Source organism: Bradyrhizobium sp. Y36 (assembly GCF_002531575.1).
Classification (GTDB): Bacteria; Pseudomonadota; Alphaproteobacteria; order Rhizobiales; family Xanthobacteraceae; genus Bradyrhizobium.
On record NZ_NWTI01000008.1, the window covers coordinates 26,587 to 43,986 of the forward strand.

Sequence of the window (17,400 nt, forward strand, 5' to 3'; positions counted from 1 at the left end):
CGCGCGCGAACGGGTACGCCCCCTGACGAGGTGAGACGGAGGCGTCTGCGAAGGACTCGCATGAGGAATAACCCACACCCGGAGGTGAGCGAAGCGCTGATCGATGACTGGTCTCGAGTACTCCACTGGCGCGGTGGTGGGTTGATTTGCCTCAAACGGGCGAGCCATTGCGGAGATCTGCTCGGCGTTGGGGGAGCGCTTCGGCTGATCTTGCTCAAGACCACTGGCGAACCAGCCTCGCTCACGACGGACGCTTCCTTCCGGTGATCATCGCCTTCACCAGGTTCTCGCTGTGCTCGAAGCTCGCCACCAGGACGCCAAGCACATGAACGACGACGAGGCCGATCGTGAGGTTGGCGAACGCCTCATGCACCTCTTCCACCCATTTGGCTCCCCAGAAGCTGTCGGTCGTCATCATGTAGCCGGTGGTGCAGGTGCCGATCAGCATGACGATCAGCGCCACCACCATCGCGCCGCCCGCCGGATTGTGCCCGAGATAGCGTGGCGCCCTGAGCCGCGCCACGTCGCGCATATAGGCGAGCACGGCGCGCGGCGAGCGCACGAAGTCGCTGAAGCGGGCATGGCGTGGTCCAACGAGACCCCAGACGATCCGCAGCGCCAGCAATCCGGCAATCGTATAGCCGGCGGCGATATGGACGTTCTTGATCTCGTCGCTCGTCGCAAAAGCGAGCAGAAACAGCCCGGCCAGCGACCAATGGAACACGCGCACGAAGCGGTCCCAGACCTTGACCGAGGCCGACGGCGTCTCGCCGTCGGTCTCGGTCGCGTCGTGAATGGCGCTCATGATGTGCCCTTTACATCTGACCGACGATCTGGCCGCTGGTCGGATCGACGAACAACTCGACCCGGCTGCCGGACTTGTCGATCGTGTAGAGTTCGCCACACGCATTCTTGAGCTTGGCCTTCTGGACCTTGTAGCCTTGGGCTTCGATCTTGGCCTGCAATTGTTCGAGCGATAGCCAGCTCGTCTGTGGCGCGGCGGTGCAGGGGCGCCCGAGGCTGCCGGCATGAGCTGTCGCTGCGGCTGCAAGCAGGGCGGCGGTGGCGGCGATGATGGTGATCTTGCGCATGGTTCTCTCCGGCATGTGGCGCCCTGGCTGCGTCATGCGGCGAGGGCGATGCGGGGACATTGGCAGAGGAGCCCTGACCGGCGCCTGTTGATCCACGTCAGCAATTTGTCAGGTTGATTGAGGCATTCTCCGCTCATGCGATCCCCTGGTTTCCTGGAATTCCTCGCGGTGCCGCTGCTGGCAGGCCTCGTGCTCGCGCCGCTGCCGGCAACCGCGGGCGAGCACGAGAGAGTCGCGCCCGAGGCGGTTCGCCGCGCAGTCGAGGCGGGCGAAATCAAGTCGCTCGCCGACATTCTCGCCTCGCTTGGTGGCAAGTTGCCGGGTCAGGTTGCCGGCGTCGAAATAGAACGCGCGCGCGGTCGCTGGATCTACGAGTTTCGCATCGTCGACGAGAAGGGCCGCCTCTACGAAGTGCACGTCGATGCGCACAGCGGCGAGATCGAACGCATCAAGGAGAAATGATGCGCCTGCTGCTTGTGGAGGACGACCGACGGATCGCGGCCGATGTGGAGAGGGCGCTGCGCGCGGCCGGCTATGTGGTCGAGACCGTCCACAACGGCGAGGAGGCTTGGTTCCGCGGTGATACCGAGGACTACGGCGCCATCATCCTCGATCTCGGCTTGCCCGGCATGGACGGCCTGGCGGTGCTCAAGCGCTGGCGCGCGAACGGACGGACCGTGCCGGTGCTGATCCTGACGGCGCGCGGCAGCTGGGCCGAGCGCGTCGATGGGATCGACGCGGGCGCCGACGACTACCTGCCCAAGCCGTTTCGCATCGAGGAATTGCTGGCACGGCTGCGCTCGATCGTACGCCGCTCGGCGGGCCATGCGTCCTCGCGGATCGTCGCCGGCGACGTCGAGCTCGACGAGCGTCAGATGAAGGTGACGCTGCGCGGCGTACCGGTCGCGCTGTCACCATTGGAATACCGCCTGGTCGCCTTTCTCCTGCACCATCGCGGCCGCGTGGTGTCGCAGCAGGAGCTCGACGAAAACGTCTATGGCCACGGCGAGGACCACGAGTCGAACGCGCTCGAAGTGCTGGTTGGTCGCGTCCGCAAGAAGCTCGGCGCCGATCTGATCGAGACCAGGCGCGGCTTCGGCTACCTCGTGCCGGACACAACGCCGTGAGCTGGGGCTCGCTACGGCTGAGACTGGTGGCCGGCGGAGTGGTGGCCATCCTGATTGCGCTCACCATTGCCGGCGCCGGGCTGACGCTGCTGTTCGAACGCCACGTCTCGCGGACCGTCGGCGACGAGCTCGACGTCTATCTCAAGCAACTCGTGGCGGGCATCGACGCCGACGCGCAGGGCAAGCTGACGGTCGGCCGTCCGCCGGCCGATCCGCGCTTTGCCGATCCGCTCTCGGGCCTGTATTGGCAGGTGTCGGACGACGGCGGCCAGGTGCTGCGGTCGCGTTCGCTGTGGGATACGGCACTGGACCTGCCGCGGGATGAGCCGTCGCCTGGTGAATTGCACCGTCACGTCATCGTTGGCCCGGCGAACGCCCGCCTCCTGGTCAGCGAGCGTCGCGTGCTCCTGACCGTGGGAGATCGCCGCGCGCCGGTGCGCGTCGCGGTGGCGGCTGATCTCGGCCGTGTATCGGCCGCTGCCTCGCACTTCGCCAGGGATCTGGCGCTGGCGCTTGGCGTGCTGGGTCTGGTGCTGGCGGCGGCCACCTCGATCCAGGTTGGATTGGGCTTGCGCCCGCTCGACGCGCTTCGCCGCGGCGTCGCGGACGTCCGCTCCGGGCAACGCAAGCATCTCCCCGTCGATGTCCCTGCCGAGGTCAAGCCTCTGGTGGAGGAGGTCAACAGCCTGATCGACGCCCAGGAACGCGAGATCGAGCGTTCGCGCAGCCGCGCCGCCGACCTGGCGCATGGGCTGAAGACGCCGCTCGCCGCACTCGCGGCCGATGTCGCGCTCTTGCGCCAACGCGGCGAGCAGGACGTCGCCCAGGCGATCGAAGCCGTCGGCGATGCGATGAGTCGGCACGTCGATCGCGAGCTGGCGCGCGCCCGGGCAAGAGGAACGGCACGACTGCGCGGCGGTATTTCCACGCCCCTCAGACCACTTGTCCAGACCCTGATGCGAACACTGGCGCGCACGCCCGCGGCACAGCGGCTCGACTTCAAGACCTGCATCACGGGCGAGCCGAGCGTGCCGCTCGATCGAACCGATCTGGCGGAGGTGCTGGGCAATCTCCTGGAAAACGCCGCCCGTCACGCCAAGAGCCAGGTGCGCATTGGCGCGGATGCCACCGCGAATCCGGCGATCACGGTCGAGGATGACGGCCCGGGCATCGCGCCCGCCGAACGTTCACGCGTGCTCGAACGCGGGGCAAGGCTGGATGAGCGTGGCGAGGGAGCCGGCCTTGGTCTCGCGATCGTTCAGGACGTGCTCAGTGCCTATGGATGGCAGCTCATTCTTGCCGAGTCCGAACTCGGCGGATTGAAAGCCATCGTCGTCCCCGACGGCAGCCGCGACGGGATGGCTGCTGCTGTTGGTTGAACTCTGACAGCTTGCTTGACGTCACTGTCCCCGTGTCAGCGCCGCACGATCGAGCCGGCACGGCCGATCAGGCGGGCGAGCTGGCGGAAGCGGCTGCCGACGCGATCGGCGACGAGGTCGCCGAGACGGTGCTCGAACACCAGCATCAGCTGGCGGCCCTGGCTGCGAAAATGCGTCGCGGGCAGCACGCCCGGGCGCGCCGCCGAGATGAGATGCGCGACGCGGAACGCGGCGCCGAGCAGGCGTGCGCGTTCGAGCTGTGCCGGCGTCAACAACTCCTGCATCGTGGTGGGCGGCTGGTTTTCCTCGCTCAGCCCTGCATAGCGATAGAACACCGACAGGCCGACGAAGGCGCGCTCGGTGTGGGTGATCGCGCCGAAATTGCCGTTGACGACGAGGCTCAGCGTCTGCTCGCCGCGGTGATCGGGATGCACGCGCCAGCCGATGTCGGACAGCAGGCAGGCGGTGTGGCGCAGGCGGCGGTCCTCCTCGGTCTCACGCAGCTTGACCACGCGCGCGAGGCGGTCGGTCCAGGCGATCAGCTCGTGGGCGTGCTTGGCCGAGCGTGACAGCAGCTGGTTGAGCTCTTCCGCGGCGCAGATCAGGCCGTCCTTGTTGCGTTCCGCCTCCGACAGCTTCTCGTGCAGCAGGCCCTCGCGCACGCCGAAGGTCGAGAACACGATGGTCTTCGGCTTCGCCACGCGGATGATGTGCTCGAGCACCAAGGCTGCGTAGGTGAGGAGAGGGCGGCGCGCGTCCGCGACGCTCTCGATGTCGGCGAGCATGCCGGCAGCCGCGAGGCGCCTCAGCCGGCGGGAAAAGTCGAGCGCTTCCGCCGCGGTCAGCGAATAGCCGTGCATCACCTGGAGCGAATAGCCGCTCTGGATGATGTGGATACGGGCAAGTGCACGCCAGGTGCCGCCGACCGCGTAGAAGGTGCGGCCCCGGCCTGCGGTGAGCTGCGGCACCTCGTCGAGCTCCTCGCGCACGATGCGGTCGGCGCGCTTGAGCGATTTGTGCGCGAGATCCTGCAGCGCGAGACCGCCGAGCGGCAGCGTCACGCCGCTGCGCACGCTGTTCCTGCGCACGTCGATCAGTTCGAGAGAGCCGCCGCCGAGGTCACCGACGATGCCGTCGGGGTGATGGATGCCGGAGATCACGCCGAGCGCCGACAGCCGCGCCTCGCGCGGGCCCGAGAGGATCTCGATCTTCACGGCGCAGATGCGCTCGGCACTGGCGATGAAATCGGGGCCGTTGGAGGCATCACGGCAGGCTGCGGTCGCGATCGCGAACACACGCCCGACCTGCATGACCCGGCACAATGCACGAAAGCGCTTGAGCGAGGTCAGCGCCTTGTCGACGGCGTCGGGCGCGAGCAGGCCCGTGCTCTGCACCTCGCGTCCGAGGCCGCACAGCGTCTTCTCGTTGAAGATCGGAATGAGGCTCCGCGTCAGCCTCTCGTAGACGACGAGACGGACGGAGTTGGAACCGATGTCGATGACCGCGACGCTCGAGCCGCGCTTGCGCGGCCGCTTCACGTCGAACATCCCTGGTCAGGACGGGTGGCGTTCGTTCCGGCGCGTGAGACGACGCGGCGAGGATTCCTTGAGCGACTTTCCACGGCCAGACAGACTCGGATTTGTCATGAAGTAGTTGTGCACGTTGAAAGGCTCCTCGCCCTTCGCGGTCTTCATACGCGTTGAGGACCCGTCCGGCAACAATTGCCAGCTCTGCTCGTTGTCCTTCAGGTTCGCGACCATGATCTGTTCGAGAACCTGCTGATGCACCGTGGGATTTTGCAGCGGACAGAGCACCTCGACGCGGCGGTCGAGGTTGCGCGGCATCATGTCGGCGGAGGAGATATACACAGCCGCCTTGGCGCTCGGCAGACCCTGGCCCATGCCGAAGCAGTAGATTCGGCCGTGTTCCAGGAAGCGGCCGATGATCGACTTGACACGGATGTTCTCGGACAGTCCGGGAATGCCGGGGCGCAGGCAGCAGATCCCGCGCACCACGAGCTCGACCTGCACGCCGGCCTGGGAGGCCTCGTAAAGCGCGTCGATGATGTCGGGGTCGACAAGGGCATTCATCTTCATCCAGACCGCGCCGTGCCGGCCATGCCGCGCATGCGCGGTCTCGCCCTGGATGTGCTCGATGATGCGCTTGCGCAGGGTCAGCGGCGACACCGCCATTTTTTCCAGATCGCTCGGCGCGGCATAGCCGGTGATGAAATTGAACACCCGCGCGGCGTCACGGCCGATGGTCGGATCGGAGGTGAAGTAGGAGAGGTCGGTGTAGATGCGCGCGGTGACCGGGTGATAGTTGCCGGTGCCGGTATGGACGTAAGTCGTGAGGCTGCCACCCTCGCGGCGGACCACCATCGAGAGCTTGGCGTGCGTCTTCAACTCGAGGAAGCCGTAGACGACCTGCACGCCGGCGCGTTCGAGATCGCGCGCCCAGCGGATGTTGGCTTCCTCGTCAAACCGCGCCTTCAGCTCGATCAGCGCAGTGACGGATTTGCCGGCTTCGGCGGCCTCCGCGAGCGTGCGCACGATCGGCGAGTTGTTGGAGGTGCGGTAGAGCGTCTGCTTGATCGCGACGACATCGGGGTCGCGCGCGGCCTGCTGCAGGAACTGCACCACGACGTCGAAGGATTCGTAGGGATGATGGACGACGAGGTCCTTCTGCCGGATCGCGGCGAAGATGTCGCCGCCGTGCTCGCGGACGCGCTCGGGATGGCGCGGTACGTAAGGGGTGAATTCGAGGTCGGGCCGGTCGAGGCGTGTGAGCTGCGAGAGCTCGTTCATGGCGAGCACGCCATCGACCAGGAAGACCTCGTCGTCGGCGGCCGAGAGCGCGTGCTGCACGAAGCTGCGCAGCTCCTCCGGCATCTTGGCGTCGATCTCGAGCCGGATCACCGACCCGCGGCGGCGGCGCTTGAGCGCCGTCTCGAACAGGCGGACGAGGTCTTCCGCCTCTTCCTCGATTTCGAGCTCGGAGTCGCGGATGATCCGGAAGGCGCCCTGGCCGTGCAGATTGTAGCCGGGGAACAGGCGGTTGATGAACAGCGAGGTCGCCTGTTCCAGCGAGATCAGCCGAACGATCTTGCCGTCGGCGGGCAGGCGGATGAAGCGGTCGATCTTGCCGGGCATGCGGATCAGCGCGTTCATCTGCCTGCCGTCGGCGGCGCGCGTAAGCTGGAGCGCGATGGTGAAGCCGAGGCTCGGGATGAACGGGAAGGGGTGGGCCGGGTCGATCGCCAGCGGCGTCAGCAGCGGGAACACGTTGCTGAGGAAATAGTCCTCAATCCAGGTCCGCTCCGCCTTGGTGACGTCCTTGCCGTCAACCAGCACGATGCCGACATCGGCCAGCGTGCCGCGCAGGTCGCGCCAGATCGCCTGCTGGTCGGACGCAAGCTCGGACACGGTGCGGTTGATCAGCGCGAGCTGTTCGGACGGGGTCAAGCCGTCGGGGCTGCGTTCGGCAATGCCCTCGCGCACCTGGGCCTTGATGCCGGCGACGCGGACCATGAAGAATTCGTCGAGGTTGTTCGCTGAAATCGACAGGAATCGCACCCGCTCCAGCATGGGATGGCTGGGATTGACCGATTCCTCCAGGACGCGGCGGTTGAAATGCAGCCAGGACAGCTCGCGATTGATGAACCGTTCGGGGCTCGATGCGATCGCCGGCAGGCCTTCGGGTTCGGGGACTTTTTCTTTAGTTTCAACAGCTTGCGCAGAGTCCATCAGAAGTCGGTCCATTCCTGTCTCGCCTCACTTTGCGATCTATGCGCAAAACCTGCGGGAGCATGTGTTAGAGCGATGACGTTTCGATGACATTGATGTTCCGCCGCTTCGCTCCGTCAAGCGGACTTCGGCGTAACCCTGGGGTGGGCGGAACGGCTCAGGCGTCCCGGAGCAGCTCGGCGGCCAGCGCGCGGGTGACAGGGCGGCCGAGCCGCAAGGCCTCGCTGTCGAGCAGTTCAACGGCCTGGCGGGCGGCGGCCGACGAACGCTCCAGGCGGGTGGCGAGGTAGCCGACCACGCTCTCGTCCACGGCGAGCTGGCGGTCGGCGCAGAATTTGACGATCAGCCCGCGGAACAGCTGGTCGTCGGGGGGCAGCAGCGCGACCACGGGCAAGGCGCGCAGGCGCGAGCGCAGGTCGCGAAGCTCGATCTGGAGCGCGGCCGGGACCTGGCGTCCCGTGAACAGGACATAGGCGCCGTCCTCGCGGGCGAGGTTCATGAGGTGGAAGAGGGCGCGTTCGTCGAATTCGCCGGCCTTGAGATCCTCGACCACCAGCGCGCCGGTGGCGAGCGCGCCCGGAACGGCCGCGGCGGTCAGGGCGTTGGCCGCGGTCGAGCGGGCGCCCGAGATCTCGGCCCAGATCGCGGCGAGATGGCTCTTGCCGCTGCCTTCCGGACCGGCCAGCCACATGATCCGGTTCGGCCATTCCGGCCAGCTGTCGATCAGGGCAAGACCGGCCGCATTGGCCGGGCCTTCGAGGAAATTGTCCCGGCTGAGGCTTTCCGCATGTGGAAGCGAAAACGCCAATTGTCGGGGATGGACGCGGCCTGCCACGCTCGTTTTGCTCCATGCCGGCGCGCCGGCCCGTTTGAAGAGAATTCGACTTGATCGAGGGCGAGTTGGCCTTTTGCAGGGCCACGCTCCCTCTCATTTGGCCTCGATCGCGCTACTTGGCCTCGACCGTACTCATGTGCCGCAGCCACTCGACGAGATAGAGCGACACCGAGGAGAGCGTGAAGACCGTAACGAGGCCCATCAGGATGATATCATAAGGGGCCGGCTTGAAGCCGAAGGCAAGCGCCGCCAGCACCAGAGCCGCGAACGCCACCTGTGCCACGGTGTTGAGCTTGGACACTTTCGACGGCTTCATCTCGACGGGCCGGTCGAACAGCCAGGATACGATCACGGCGGCGACGATCATGATGTCGCGCGAGACCACCAGGATCACGATCCAGCGCGGGATCGCGCCCCAGATGCCCAGCGCCATGTAGATCGAGACCAGCAGCGCCTTGTCGGCGAGGGGGTCGAGAAGGGCGCCCAGCTCGCTCGTCATGTTGAAGCGCTTGGCCAGGAAGCCGTCCACGGCATCGCTGATACCGGCGATCAGGAAGACGGCGAATGCGACCTCCATTTGGCTCGACACGATGGCCCAGACGATGATCGGGACCAGCAGGATGCGGCCCAGGGTAATGATGTTCGGAATACTCACGAAAGCGCTTCCCGGCACCCGGTCTGACCTCGAATCCGGCCCCTCGAGGAGGCTGAACCGGTTGATATCTACATAGTATAGGCAGGAGCGCCATGCGAGCCATTGCGCGTCCCCGGAATTCGACGTAACCAGCCGCAAACCCACTGGAAATCGGGCATGACCGACCGCAAAAACGGCCTCACTTACGCCGATTCAGGCGTCGATATCGACGCGGGCAACCGCCTGGTCGACCTGATCAAGCCGATGGTGCGCGCCACCGCGCGGCCCGGCGCCGACGCCGAGATCGGCGGCTTCGGCGGCCTGTTCGACCTCAAGGCGGCCGGCTTCAAGGACCCCGTCCTGGTCGCCGCGACCGACGGGGTCGGCACCAAGGTGAAGATCGCGATCGAGACCGGGCTGCATGGCGGGATCGGCATCGACCTCGTCGCCATGAGCGTCAACGACCTCGTGGTGCAGGGCGCCGAGCCGCTGTTCTTCCTGGACTATTTCGCCTGCGGCAAGCTCGACCCCGAGGCCACGGCCTCGATCGTCGCCGGGGTTGCGGAAGGCTGCCGCGAATCCGGTTGCGCCCTGATCGGCGGCGAAACCGCCGAGATGCCCGGCCTGTACAAGGACGGCGATTACGACCTCGGCGGCTTTGCCGTCGGCGCCGCCGAGCGCGGTACGCTGTTGCCGCGCAAGGATATCGCCGCGGGCGACGCCGTGATCGGCCTTGCCTCGTCGGGCGTGCATTCCAACGGCTTCTCGCTGGTGCGCAAGATCGTGGAACAATCCGGCCTCGGCTTCGAGGCGCCGGCGCCGTTCGCGCCGGTGATGACGCTCGGCGGCGCGCTGCTCACGCCGACGAAGCTCTACGTCAAATCCTGCCTGCGCGCGATCCGCGAGACCGGTGCGGTGAAGGGCCTTGCCCACATCACCGGCGGCGGTTTCACCGACAACATTCCGCGCGTGCTGCCGAAGAACCTCGGCGTCGGCATCGACCTGGCGCGCCTGCCGGTGCTGCCGGTGTTCAAATGGCTGGCGGCGCAGGCCGGCATCGCCGAGCTCGAGATGCTGCGCACTTTCAACTGCGGCATCGGCATGATCGCGATCGTCGAGCCCGACAAGGTCGACGAGGTCGTGCAGGTCTTCACCGATGCCGGCGAGACGGTGGCGCAGCTCGGCACCGTGATCCCGGCCGAGGGCGAGCACCGCGTCGTCTATAACGGCCATCTCGACATGGCGCTGTGATGATTGGCGCTGTGATGAAGCGCCGCGTCGCCATCCTGATCTCCGGCCGCGGCTCCAACATGGCCGCGCTGATCAAGGCCGCCAGCGCGCCGGATTTCCCCGCGGAGATCTCGCTCGTCATTTCGAACAAGGCCGATGCACCCGGGCTTGAACGCGCTGAGGCGGCCGGCGTGAACACGCTGGTGATCGAGAGCAAGCCGTTCGGCAAGGACCGCGCCGGCTTCGAGAAGGTGCTGCAGGCAGCCCTCGACGAGCACGGCATCGAGCTGATCTGTCTCGGCGGCTTCATGCGCCTGTTCACGGCCGAATTTACCAGAGCCTGGTACGGCCGGATGCTCAACATCCATCCCTCGCTGCTGCCGTCGTTCCCCGGGCTCGACCCGCACGGCCAGGCCTTGCGCGCCGGCGTCAAGCTGTCCGGCGCGACAGTGCACTTCGTCATCCCCGAGACCGATGCCGGTCCGATCGTGATGCAGGGCGCGGTTCCCGTCAGCGATCACGACACGGGCGACACGCTCTCGGAGCGCATCCTCGAAGTCGAGCACCGCATCTATCCCGAAGCGCTGCGGCTGCTCGCGACCGGCAAGGTCAGGATCGAGGGCGACGTGTGCAAGACGGATGGAAGCGGGCCGTCGGAGAATTTTCTGGTTGCGCCAGTGGTGCGCTGAAGCGCGTTTGCGCTTCACCGTCCCAAACAAAATCCCCCGGCAGAGCCGGGGGCAACGTCATGATCTCTCGCGTATCGACTTGAGAGAATTCAGGAGACCTTGAGGTTCTCCGCGGATGCCTTGCCGCGGTTCTCCACGAGGTCGTATTCAACCACTTGGTTCTCGTTGAGGGTGGAGAGTCCGGCACGCTCGACGGCGGAGATGTGGACGAAGACGTCCTTGTCGCTACCGTTCGGCTTGATGAACCCATAGCCCTTGGTCGGGTTGAACCATTTGACGGTGCCCTTTTGCGGCATCGCTAGTCTCCTCCACTAGATATAAAAAAGACGCGGCCGCTTTTTCGCGTGCCACGCCACAAACGGGCTTCCGAAGTCTGTTCGAGTCTTGAGGCTCAATGTCGCGAAACGCACAGTCGAGCGGCCAATTCCGATTGTGGCCAATATTGCAACATGAAAATCGCCGGTTAGCAAGCTGCGCGTAGATTTCAAGACCGAGGCGGGTGCGTTCCTCTGCAATTTGCGACCTGTGGCCGTGGAACCACAATCGAGGGCAATCACCCCTGTCTCAGCGCTCCAACCGATTGACGCTCCGTGGCAGTTCAGCACAAATCGCCGCAGGCTGCGGCGCGTTCGTGTTGTATTTTTGCGTGTCGCCCTCGCTTCGGGATTATCGTCATGCGCTGCACCTTGCAGCACTCAGGGACACGGCAGGTGATCGGGCTCGACCGCGTTCGCGGGATCGCGGCGTCGGTCGCGATCGCGCTGGTGCTGGTCGTGACGATGGCGGCGGCGACGCCCGGCTTCGCCCAGACCCCGACACCGGCCGCGTCGCCGACGCCCACGCCTTCACCGACGCCGGTGTCGACGTCAATCGCCTACGATCGCTCGGTCGGCAACAGCGCACTCGATCTCGGCTCGAACTTCCTGGAGCGGCTCGGCAACCAGGCATCGAACGGTATCAACCGGACGTTCCGCACCAATCCCGGCGGTGGCGGCGCCTCCGCGAGCACGGAAGATCCGCGCTACCGGACCTGGTTCGAGGGCTACGGCATCTCGGTCCGCACCGACCCGCAAGGGGACTTCGTCGGCGACCGGCGCAAGACGGTGGGCGGCGTTGCCGGCTTTGGCGCACGCGTGGCCCCGGGCGTCAATCTCGGCTTCTCCGTCGATCAGAGCCACACCGACGTCGACGTGCCGCTGGCGCTGCAATCGGCGACGCTCGACCTGACGCAGATCGGCTTCAACGGCTCGGTCGACAAGGGGCCGTGGACCTGGGCCTTCGCGGTCGTGCACGGCTTCGGCAAGGTCCGTTCCAGCCGGGACACCGGCCTCGGTCTTGCGACTGCGAGCTATCACGCCGCGATCGACGGCGCGCTGACCGAGATCAGCTATTACTGGACCAAGGACCAGATGCGCATCGTGCCCAAGGGCGCGCTGGAATATGTCCGCGCCACCAGCGCGGCTTTCCAGGAGGTGGGCGGGCTCGACCCGCTCAATGTCGGCTCGACGGCGCTGTCGCGCGCCCGCATCATGATCGGGGCCGAGATCGGTCGCTACTTCATCATCGACCAGAAGATCCTGGACCTGTCAGCCTATGGCAAGTTCGTCGACAATTTCCACCAGGACCTGGGATCCGTTCAGGTCAGCCTCGGCGCCCAGAACATCGTGGTCCCCGGTATCGGCGAGAGCCGCTACGGCATGGATGCGGGAGCCTCGGCCTCGCTCAGCCTGACCAGCGTGGCGCGGCTCTACGTCAATTACGACGGCAAGTTTCGCAACGAGCTGACCTCACACCAGGGCACGGTCGGCTTCGAATACAAATGGTGAGTCGAACGAGGGCCCGACGCGGTCGTCGTAGGGCTCTGGATTCTCGTTACGAGGCGCTTTCTTCACGCGAACCGGTGTCCAGTTCGCTCGAAGGCGCGTTGGACTCTCAGGCCGGCGTCGCCGCGACATATCCCGTCAATCCAAATCCCTCTCGCGCCGCCGTCATCATCGGCACCAGCGCGTTCGGATGGATGAACTCGTCGCGGAAGCAGGGATAGGTCCTGGGGTCGAAGATCTTCTTCAGCCAGTCGACCACGATCTTGTGGCGCTCGGAGGCGCGGAACTCCTTGTGATAGGTGAGCCAGAGATCGGCGTGGTGGCTGACGCCGAGATCGACGGCGATCAGCGGCGCGCCGAGCGCGATCGACACCGTCGGCAGGAAGCCGATGCCGGCGCCGCGCTCCACCGCGTAGAGCACGCCGACCGAGGAATTGGTCTTGATCCCGACGATGCCTTCGAGCGATTTCAGTCCGAGCACGCGCGCATAGGCGCTGTCGTCGACCTGCGGCGCGCTCTGCTTGATGATGCGGTGGTTCTTCAGCTCTGCCAGCGACGCCGGCACACCGTAGAGGTTTTCGTACTCCTTGGAGACGAAGGGATAGATGTGGAGGCGACCGAGCTTGGCGACGATCAGGTCGGGATTGGTCGGCGGCTCGAGCTGGATCGCGATGTCCGATTCAAGCCGGGCGACGTCGGCCTGCTCCATCGCGCAGCGCAGATCCACGGTGATCCTGCGATAGGTCTTCTGGAAGTCGATCAGCCGCGGCAGGATCCAGAAATTGCCGGGGCCCTCCGTCACCGCGACGCGCACGGTGCCCGAAGTGTCGTTCGACGATCGCGAGGCGCGGCGAAAGACGTTGAAGGCATGACGCTCCATATGCGTAACGTCCGCGATCATCGCAGTGCCTTCATCGCTGAGCGTGAGTCCGCTCTGGTCGCGCAGGAACAGCTTGCAGCCGATGCTCTCCTCGAGCCGGTCGATGCGGCGCATCAGCGTGGTCGAGGTGAGGCCGAGCTCCTCGGCGGCATTGCGAAAACTTTTATATTTGGCGCACGCTAAAAATAGCTTCAAATCGTCCCAGGACGCGTCCAGGGCTTCTTCACGGTGCTGCGTCATCGCAGCACCCCGGTGCAATAACTGCTGCATACTCCTGATCCCCAGCCGCTAAGCTCGTCGGCGTAGCGGGGCACGAAAGCCTCGAACGATAGAGGCGCCACATGGGTATGGAAAGAGGCTCGTTTGCCGCAAGGCATGATTTCGATGCCTTGCCGCTGAGCACGGACGTCGACGTCCGCTGTGCGCAATTTTCCGAAATTGCCGCGCTTGCCGGGATGGCGCACCGCCTGGTGCCGGGTGTGCGGATCGGGGCGGCCGAGCTTGCGCGATATTTCGCGTTCGATCCGCAGAGCATCCTGACGTTCAGCCGCAAGGGCGATCTGGTGGGCGGCATGGCCTTCCTGTTTCTCAATGATCGCGGTCACGACGCGCTGCTGCTCGACGAGATCTGCCTCGCTGCGCCCGAGACGCGCTATCTCGCTTCCGCGAAGGACGACGTCGCCGCCATCTACATCTGGGCGATCGCGGCGACGGGGCGTGGGATCGCCGGTCTCGGCAAGGCTGCGGCGCATCTGCGACAGCTAAGGTTTCGCGGCGCCGATTGCTATGCGCAGCCGTCAACGGTGGCCGGACGCGACATCATGAAGGCGACCGGCTTTGTGCCGGTCCCGAGCTTCCAGCCCGACCTCTGGTGCTACGAGCGGCCCTGGCATCGGCAGCCGATGCAGATGCCGGGCGCCATCATCCAAGCAAGGAGTTTTGCAGATGCACGGTACTAGAATTCCTCTCGCCAAGCCCAGTTCCCGCGTCATCACCGTTCGCCTTGCGCGTGATCCCAGCGATCTCATGCTGGTCACGGCCATTCGGTCCGCGGTCTATCTCGCCGAGCAGGATTGCCCGTTCGAGGAGGAGTTCGACGGCAACGACATGGTCGCCGCGCACTTCATCGGTTTCGTCGGCAACGAGCCCGCAGGCTGCCTGCGGGTGCGCTTCTTCGGCGATTTCGCCAAGGTGGAGCGGCTCGCGGTGCGCCACCAGTACCGGCGCTCGCGCGTCTCGTTCAAGCTGGTGCAGGCGAGCGTCGATTACGTGAAGCGCAAGGGGTTCCGCAAGATCTACGGTCAGGCCCAGGACAGGCTGGTCGATTTCTGGGCCCATTTCGGCGCCAAGCCGCTCGGCCACAATCGCAAGATCACCTTCTCGGATTTTTCCTACACGGAGATGCTGCTGGAGATCGAGCCGGGCCCTGACGCGATCACGCTCGACAGCGATCCCTATGTGATCATCCGGCCCGAAGGCGATTGGGATCGGCCGGGCGTGCTCGATGCCTCGGCGGGGCGGTCCGTGACCTCGCCGCTGCGGGACCTCGCGCTCGCCGGCAGCTGAAATTGGTGCAGCTCGGCGCAAGACAATGCTGGCTTCAATCCATGACGATCCGCCGATCCTGATCTGCGCGGACCTCCAGGTCGAGTATCTCACCCCCGGGCGTCGCCACGTCATCCTCGATGGCGACGCCGCAACCGCACGCTGCCTGGAACTACTGACGCTGTGGCGCGGCAATCTGTGGCCGGTGATGCATTTGAAGCGCATTGCGCAGGCCGCCTGGTTCAATCCGGCATCGAGGCTGACCGATTGGATCCCCGAGGCCAGGCCGCGGCCGGGCGAGATGACGTTCGAGCACCCGCTGCCGTCCGCCTACAGCTCGTCGCGGTTTGTGGACTACATGTCCAATATCCGCACCGTGCGCTGTCTTCTGATCGGTTATTCCCTCGACGAGACCATTCTGGCCACCGCTGTTGACGGGTTTCACCGCAGCCATCGGTACCAGGTGGTCGCCGACGCCGTGGCTTGCCGGCAGCCCGGCACGGGCGATGCCGCCGCCTACAAGCATGCGGTAGTGAATGTCATTGCGAATTTTGCTACAATCGTTCCCAGCGCCGAACTGATTAGAACCAGCGGCGCCGTTGCGGTGTAGACCACCGCGACCGGCGGATGGGGTGCAAGATTGTCACGGGGAGACGAGCTCAAGGAGCTGGCGAGCGACCTGTCGCATGCCGCCGAAAAGGCGCGCAGGCTCGGTCTGCCGACGACGGTCTATCTGCTCTCGATGGCGCTGGTGGAGGTGAGGGAAGCCGCTGCCAGTGCCGACGACGGGCATGACGATGATGCGACGTAAGAGCTGCCCAGTCTCGATATGCGGCTTTGTGCAACGCTGCTGAGCGCTTGCTGCCGAAGAATTGGCGTTGCAAGCTTCGCGTTGTCGCAATAGCCAAGGCGCTTGATCATCGAGTGATGACGCCGGCTCCGCCTGCGACGTGACGCTTTCAAGGATCCCAAGCAAATGTCCATGCTGCCCAATTCGCAAGAAGCCCGGGATGTGGCCTATCAGCTCCATCCCTACACCAACGCACGCACGCATCAGCAGGCCGGTCCTCTGGTGATCGAACGCGGCGAGGGACCTTACGTGTTCGACGCCTCGGGCAAGCGCTATTTCGAGGCGATGGCGGGCTTGTGGAGCGTCGGGCTCGGCTTCAACGAGAAGCGGCTGGTCGAGGCCGCGCACAAGCAGATGCAGGCGCTGCCGTTCTATCACACCTTCTCGGCCAAGTCGCACGGGCCCTCGATCGACCTCGCCGAGAAGCTGGTTGCGCTGGCGCCTGTGCCGATGAGCAAGGTGTTCTTCACCAATTCCGGCTCGGAAGCCAACGACACCGTCCTCAAGCTGATCGCCTATCGTTCGAATTCGCTCGGCCAGCCCCAGCGCAAGAAGATCATCAGCCGGATGCGCGCCTATCACGGCGTCACCATCGCCTCCGCCAGCCTCACGGGCCTGCCGAACAACCATCGCTCGTTCGACCTGCCGCTGCCGAACATCCTGCACACGGGCTCGCCGCACTTCTACAAGGACGGCGCCCCCGGTGAGAGCGAGGAAGCCTTCGCGACGCGCCGGGCGGAGGAGCTCGACGCGCTGATCCAGAAGGAAGGGCCCGACACGATCGCCGCGTTCTTCGGCGAGCCCGTGATGGGGGCGGGCGGCGTCATCGTGCCGCCGGCGACCTATTGGGACAAGATCCAGGCGGTGCTGAAGAAGTACGACATCCTCCTGGTCGCCGACGAGGTGATCTGCGGCTTCGGCCGCACCGGCAAGATGTTCGGCTGCGAGACCTACGGCATCAAGCCCGACGTGCTCGTGGTCTCCAAGCAGATCACCTCGAGCTATTTCCCGTTCTCGGCGATCATCATGAACGACCGCATGTTCGAGCCGATCGCGGACGAGAGCAACAAGATCGGCGTGCTCGGCCACGGCTTCACCGCGGGCGGTCATCCGGTCGGCTCGGCGATTGCGCTGGAGAACCTCAAGATCATCGAGGAGCGGGGCCTGGTCGCGCACGCCGCCGAGCTCGGCGCCTATATGCAGGGCAAGCTTCGCGAGCTCGCCAGCCATCCGCTGGTCGGCGAGGTCCGCGGCGTCGGCATGATCGCAGCTATCGAGCTGGTGCTCGACAAGGGTCGCAAGACGGCCGCAAGCACGCCCGGCGCCGTCGGCGGCATGGCCGCCCGCATGCTCCAGGAGCGCGGCGTGATCTCGCGCAACATGCTGGATGCCATCGCCATCTGCCCGCCGCTGATCGTCACCAAGGCGCAGGTCGACGAACTGGTCGCGGCGATCTCGGGCGTGCTGAACGACATGAAGGCGGAAGTGGCGAAGCTGACGCCGGCGTAGGGGCCTCGCTCTCCCCACGTCATTGCGAGGAGCTCTTGCAACGAAGCAATCCAGCCTGTCTC

Annotated in this window: 19 protein-coding genes; 11 read left to right on the forward strand and 8 right to left on the reverse strand. The window is 65.5% G+C overall.

What is annotated here, in order from left to right:
* Positions 1-241: 241 nt before the first annotated feature.
* Positions 242-805, reverse strand: a complete 564-nt coding sequence (locus tag CO669_RS15925; protein WP_097660757.1) for a cytochrome b/b6 domain-containing protein — start codon at positions 803-805, stop codon at positions 242-244.
* A gap of 10 nt (positions 806-815) precedes the next feature.
* Positions 816-1,091, reverse strand: a complete 276-nt coding sequence (locus tag CO669_RS15930; protein ID WP_097660960.1) for a PepSY domain-containing protein — start codon at positions 1,089-1,091, stop codon at positions 816-818.
* 135 nt (positions 1,092-1,226) lie between these two features.
* On the opposite strand from CO669_RS15930, the gene CO669_RS15935 reads away from it, so the two are divergent.
* From CO669_RS15935 to CO669_RS15945, 3 genes are read left to right on the forward strand one after another with little or no spacing between them, the layout of a single operon-like run.
* The gene (locus CO669_RS15935) at positions 1,227-1,553 is read left to right on the forward strand and encodes a PepSY domain-containing protein (RefSeq protein WP_097660758.1); all 327 of its coding nucleotides are present in this window, start codon (positions 1,227-1,229) and stop codon (positions 1,551-1,553) included.
* The gene (locus CO669_RS15940; protein WP_097660961.1) at positions 1,553-2,218 is read left to right on the forward strand and encodes a response regulator transcription factor; all 666 of its coding nucleotides are present in this window, start codon (positions 1,553-1,555) and stop codon (positions 2,216-2,218) included. The genes CO669_RS15935 and CO669_RS15940 overlap by 1 nt, the downstream gene beginning before the upstream one ends.
* The gene (locus CO669_RS15945; protein WP_097660759.1) at positions 2,215-3,597 is read left to right on the forward strand and encodes a sensor histidine kinase; all 1,383 of its coding nucleotides are present in this window, start codon (positions 2,215-2,217) and stop codon (positions 3,595-3,597) included. The genes CO669_RS15940 and CO669_RS15945 overlap by 4 nt, the downstream gene beginning before the upstream one ends.
* A gap of 35 nt (positions 3,598-3,632) precedes the next feature.
* On the opposite strand, the gene ppx is transcribed toward CO669_RS15945, so the two are convergent.
* From ppx to CO669_RS15965, 4 genes are all read right to left on the reverse strand, one after another.
* Positions 3,633-5,135 (reverse strand): exopolyphosphatase, encoded by a 1,503-nt coding sequence (ppx, locus tag CO669_RS15950; RefSeq protein WP_097660962.1) that lies wholly within the window; start codon positions 5,133-5,135, stop codon positions 3,633-3,635.
* A gap of 15 nt (positions 5,136-5,150) precedes the next feature.
* Complete coding sequence (locus tag CO669_RS15955) at positions 5,151-7,343, reverse strand: RNA degradosome polyphosphate kinase (RefSeq protein WP_198964068.1); 2,193 nt, start codon at positions 7,341-7,343, stop codon at positions 5,151-5,153.
* A 157-nt stretch (positions 7,344-7,500) separates the two neighbouring features.
* Positions 7,501-8,178, reverse strand: coding sequence for a P-loop NTPase family protein (locus CO669_RS15960; protein ID WP_097660760.1), 678 nt, complete (start codon positions 8,176-8,178; stop codon positions 7,501-7,503).
* A gap of 112 nt (positions 8,179-8,290) precedes the next feature.
* Complete coding sequence (locus CO669_RS15965; RefSeq protein ID WP_097660761.1) at positions 8,291-8,833, reverse strand: CDP-alcohol phosphatidyltransferase family protein; 543 nt, start codon at positions 8,831-8,833, stop codon at positions 8,291-8,293.
* A 156-nt stretch (positions 8,834-8,989) separates the two neighbouring features.
* Between CO669_RS15965 and purM the strand changes: the two genes are divergently transcribed.
* On the forward strand, positions 8,990-10,063 hold the full coding sequence (gene purM, locus CO669_RS15970; protein WP_097660762.1) for a phosphoribosylformylglycinamidine cyclo-ligase: 1,074 nt from the start codon (positions 8,990-8,992) through the stop codon (positions 10,061-10,063).
* 14 nt (positions 10,064-10,077) lie between these two features.
* Positions 10,078-10,731: a phosphoribosylglycinamide formyltransferase gene (gene purN, locus CO669_RS15975; RefSeq protein WP_198964050.1), complete on the forward strand. Its 654-nt coding sequence runs from the start codon at positions 10,078-10,080 to the stop codon at positions 10,729-10,731.
* An 89-nt stretch (positions 10,732-10,820) separates the two neighbouring features.
* Here the strand turns inward: purN and CO669_RS15980 are convergent, their stop codons facing one another.
* Positions 10,821-11,027 (reverse strand): cold-shock protein, encoded by a 207-nt coding sequence (locus CO669_RS15980; protein ID WP_007591938.1) that lies wholly within the window; start codon positions 11,025-11,027, stop codon positions 10,821-10,823.
* 378 nt (positions 11,028-11,405) lie between these two features.
* On the opposite strand from CO669_RS15980, the gene CO669_RS15990 reads away from it, so the two are divergent.
* Positions 11,406-12,557 carry an autotransporter outer membrane beta-barrel domain-containing protein gene (locus CO669_RS15990; protein WP_097660763.1) on the forward strand — a complete coding sequence of 384 codons (1,152 nt, stop codon included), beginning with the start codon at positions 11,406-11,408 and terminating at the stop codon, positions 12,555-12,557.
* Between the two features lie 106 nt (positions 12,558-12,663).
* Here CO669_RS15990 and CO669_RS15995 read toward each other — a convergent pair whose 3' ends face one another.
* On the reverse strand, positions 12,664-13,704 hold the full coding sequence (locus CO669_RS15995) for a LysR family transcriptional regulator (protein WP_097660764.1): 1,041 nt from the start codon (positions 13,702-13,704) through the stop codon (positions 12,664-12,666).
* A gap of 71 nt (positions 13,705-13,775) precedes the next feature.
* On the opposite strand from CO669_RS15995, the gene CO669_RS16000 reads away from it, so the two are divergent.
* The 5 genes from CO669_RS16000 (at position 13,776) to CO669_RS16015 (ending at position 17,338) form a co-directional block, all read left to right on the forward strand.
* Complete coding sequence (locus tag CO669_RS16000; RefSeq protein WP_198964051.1) at positions 13,776-14,393, forward strand: hypothetical protein; 618 nt, start codon at positions 13,776-13,778, stop codon at positions 14,391-14,393.
* Positions 14,380-15,000: a GNAT family N-acetyltransferase gene (locus CO669_RS16005; protein WP_097660766.1), complete on the forward strand. Its 621-nt coding sequence runs from the start codon at positions 14,380-14,382 to the stop codon at positions 14,998-15,000. Before CO669_RS16000 ends, CO669_RS16005 begins: the two co-directional genes overlap by 14 nt.
* A gap of 25 nt (positions 15,001-15,025) precedes the next feature.
* On the forward strand, positions 15,026-15,589 hold the full coding sequence (locus CO669_RS16010; RefSeq protein ID WP_097660767.1) for an isochorismatase family protein: 564 nt from the start codon (positions 15,026-15,028) through the stop codon (positions 15,587-15,589).
* A gap of 30 nt (positions 15,590-15,619) precedes the next feature.
* On the forward strand, positions 15,620-15,790 hold the full coding sequence (locus CO669_RS35975) for a hypothetical protein (protein WP_198964052.1): 171 nt from the start codon (positions 15,620-15,622) through the stop codon (positions 15,788-15,790).
* Positions 15,791-15,955: 165 nt separating this feature from the next.
* Entirely contained in the window at positions 15,956-17,338 is a 1,383-nt protein-coding gene (locus tag CO669_RS16015) for an aspartate aminotransferase family protein (RefSeq protein WP_097660768.1), read from the forward strand.
* The last annotated feature ends 62 nt before the right edge of the window (positions 17,339-17,400 follow it).

Coding starts and splice junctions, on each gene's coding strand:
- CO669_RS16015 (WP_097660768.1), top strand. CDS start 15,956: ATGTCCATGCTGCCCAATTCGCAAGAAGCCCGGGATGTGGCCTATCAG.
- CO669_RS16010 (WP_097660767.1), top strand. CDS start 15,026: ATGCTGGCTTCAATCCATGACGATCCGCCGATCCTGATCTGCGCGGAC.
- CO669_RS15955 (WP_198964068.1), bottom strand. CDS start 7,343: ATGGACTCTGCGCAAGCTGTTGAAACTAAAGAAAAAGTCCCCGAACCC.
- CO669_RS16005 (WP_097660766.1), top strand. CDS start 14,380: ATGCACGGTACTAGAATTCCTCTCGCCAAGCCCAGTTCCCGCGTCATC.
- CO669_RS15990 (WP_097660763.1), top strand. CDS start 11,406: ATGCGCTGCACCTTGCAGCACTCAGGGACACGGCAGGTGATCGGGCTC.
- purM (WP_097660762.1), top strand. CDS start 8,990: ATGACCGACCGCAAAAACGGCCTCACTTACGCCGATTCAGGCGTCGAT.
- CO669_RS15940 (WP_097660961.1), top strand. CDS start 1,553: ATGCGCCTGCTGCTTGTGGAGGACGACCGACGGATCGCGGCCGATGTG.
- purN (WP_198964050.1), top strand. CDS start 10,078: ATGAAGCGCCGCGTCGCCATCCTGATCTCCGGCCGCGGCTCCAACATG.
- CO669_RS15930 (WP_097660960.1), bottom strand. CDS start 1,091: ATGCGCAAGATCACCATCATCGCCGCCACCGCCGCCCTGCTTGCAGCC.
- CO669_RS15995 (WP_097660764.1), bottom strand. CDS start 13,704: ATGCAGCAGTTATTGCACCGGGGTGCTGCGATGACGCAGCACCGTGAA.
- CO669_RS15980 (WP_007591938.1), bottom strand. CDS start 11,027: ATGCCGCAAAAGGGCACCGTCAAATGGTTCAACCCGACCAAGGGCTAT.
- CO669_RS15935 (WP_097660758.1), top strand. CDS start 1,227: ATGCGATCCCCTGGTTTCCTGGAATTCCTCGCGGTGCCGCTGCTGGCA.
- CO669_RS16000 (WP_198964051.1), top strand. CDS start 13,776: ATGGGTATGGAAAGAGGCTCGTTTGCCGCAAGGCATGATTTCGATGCC.
- CO669_RS15925 (WP_097660757.1), bottom strand. CDS start 805: ATGAGCGCCATTCACGACGCGACCGAGACCGACGGCGAGACGCCGTCG.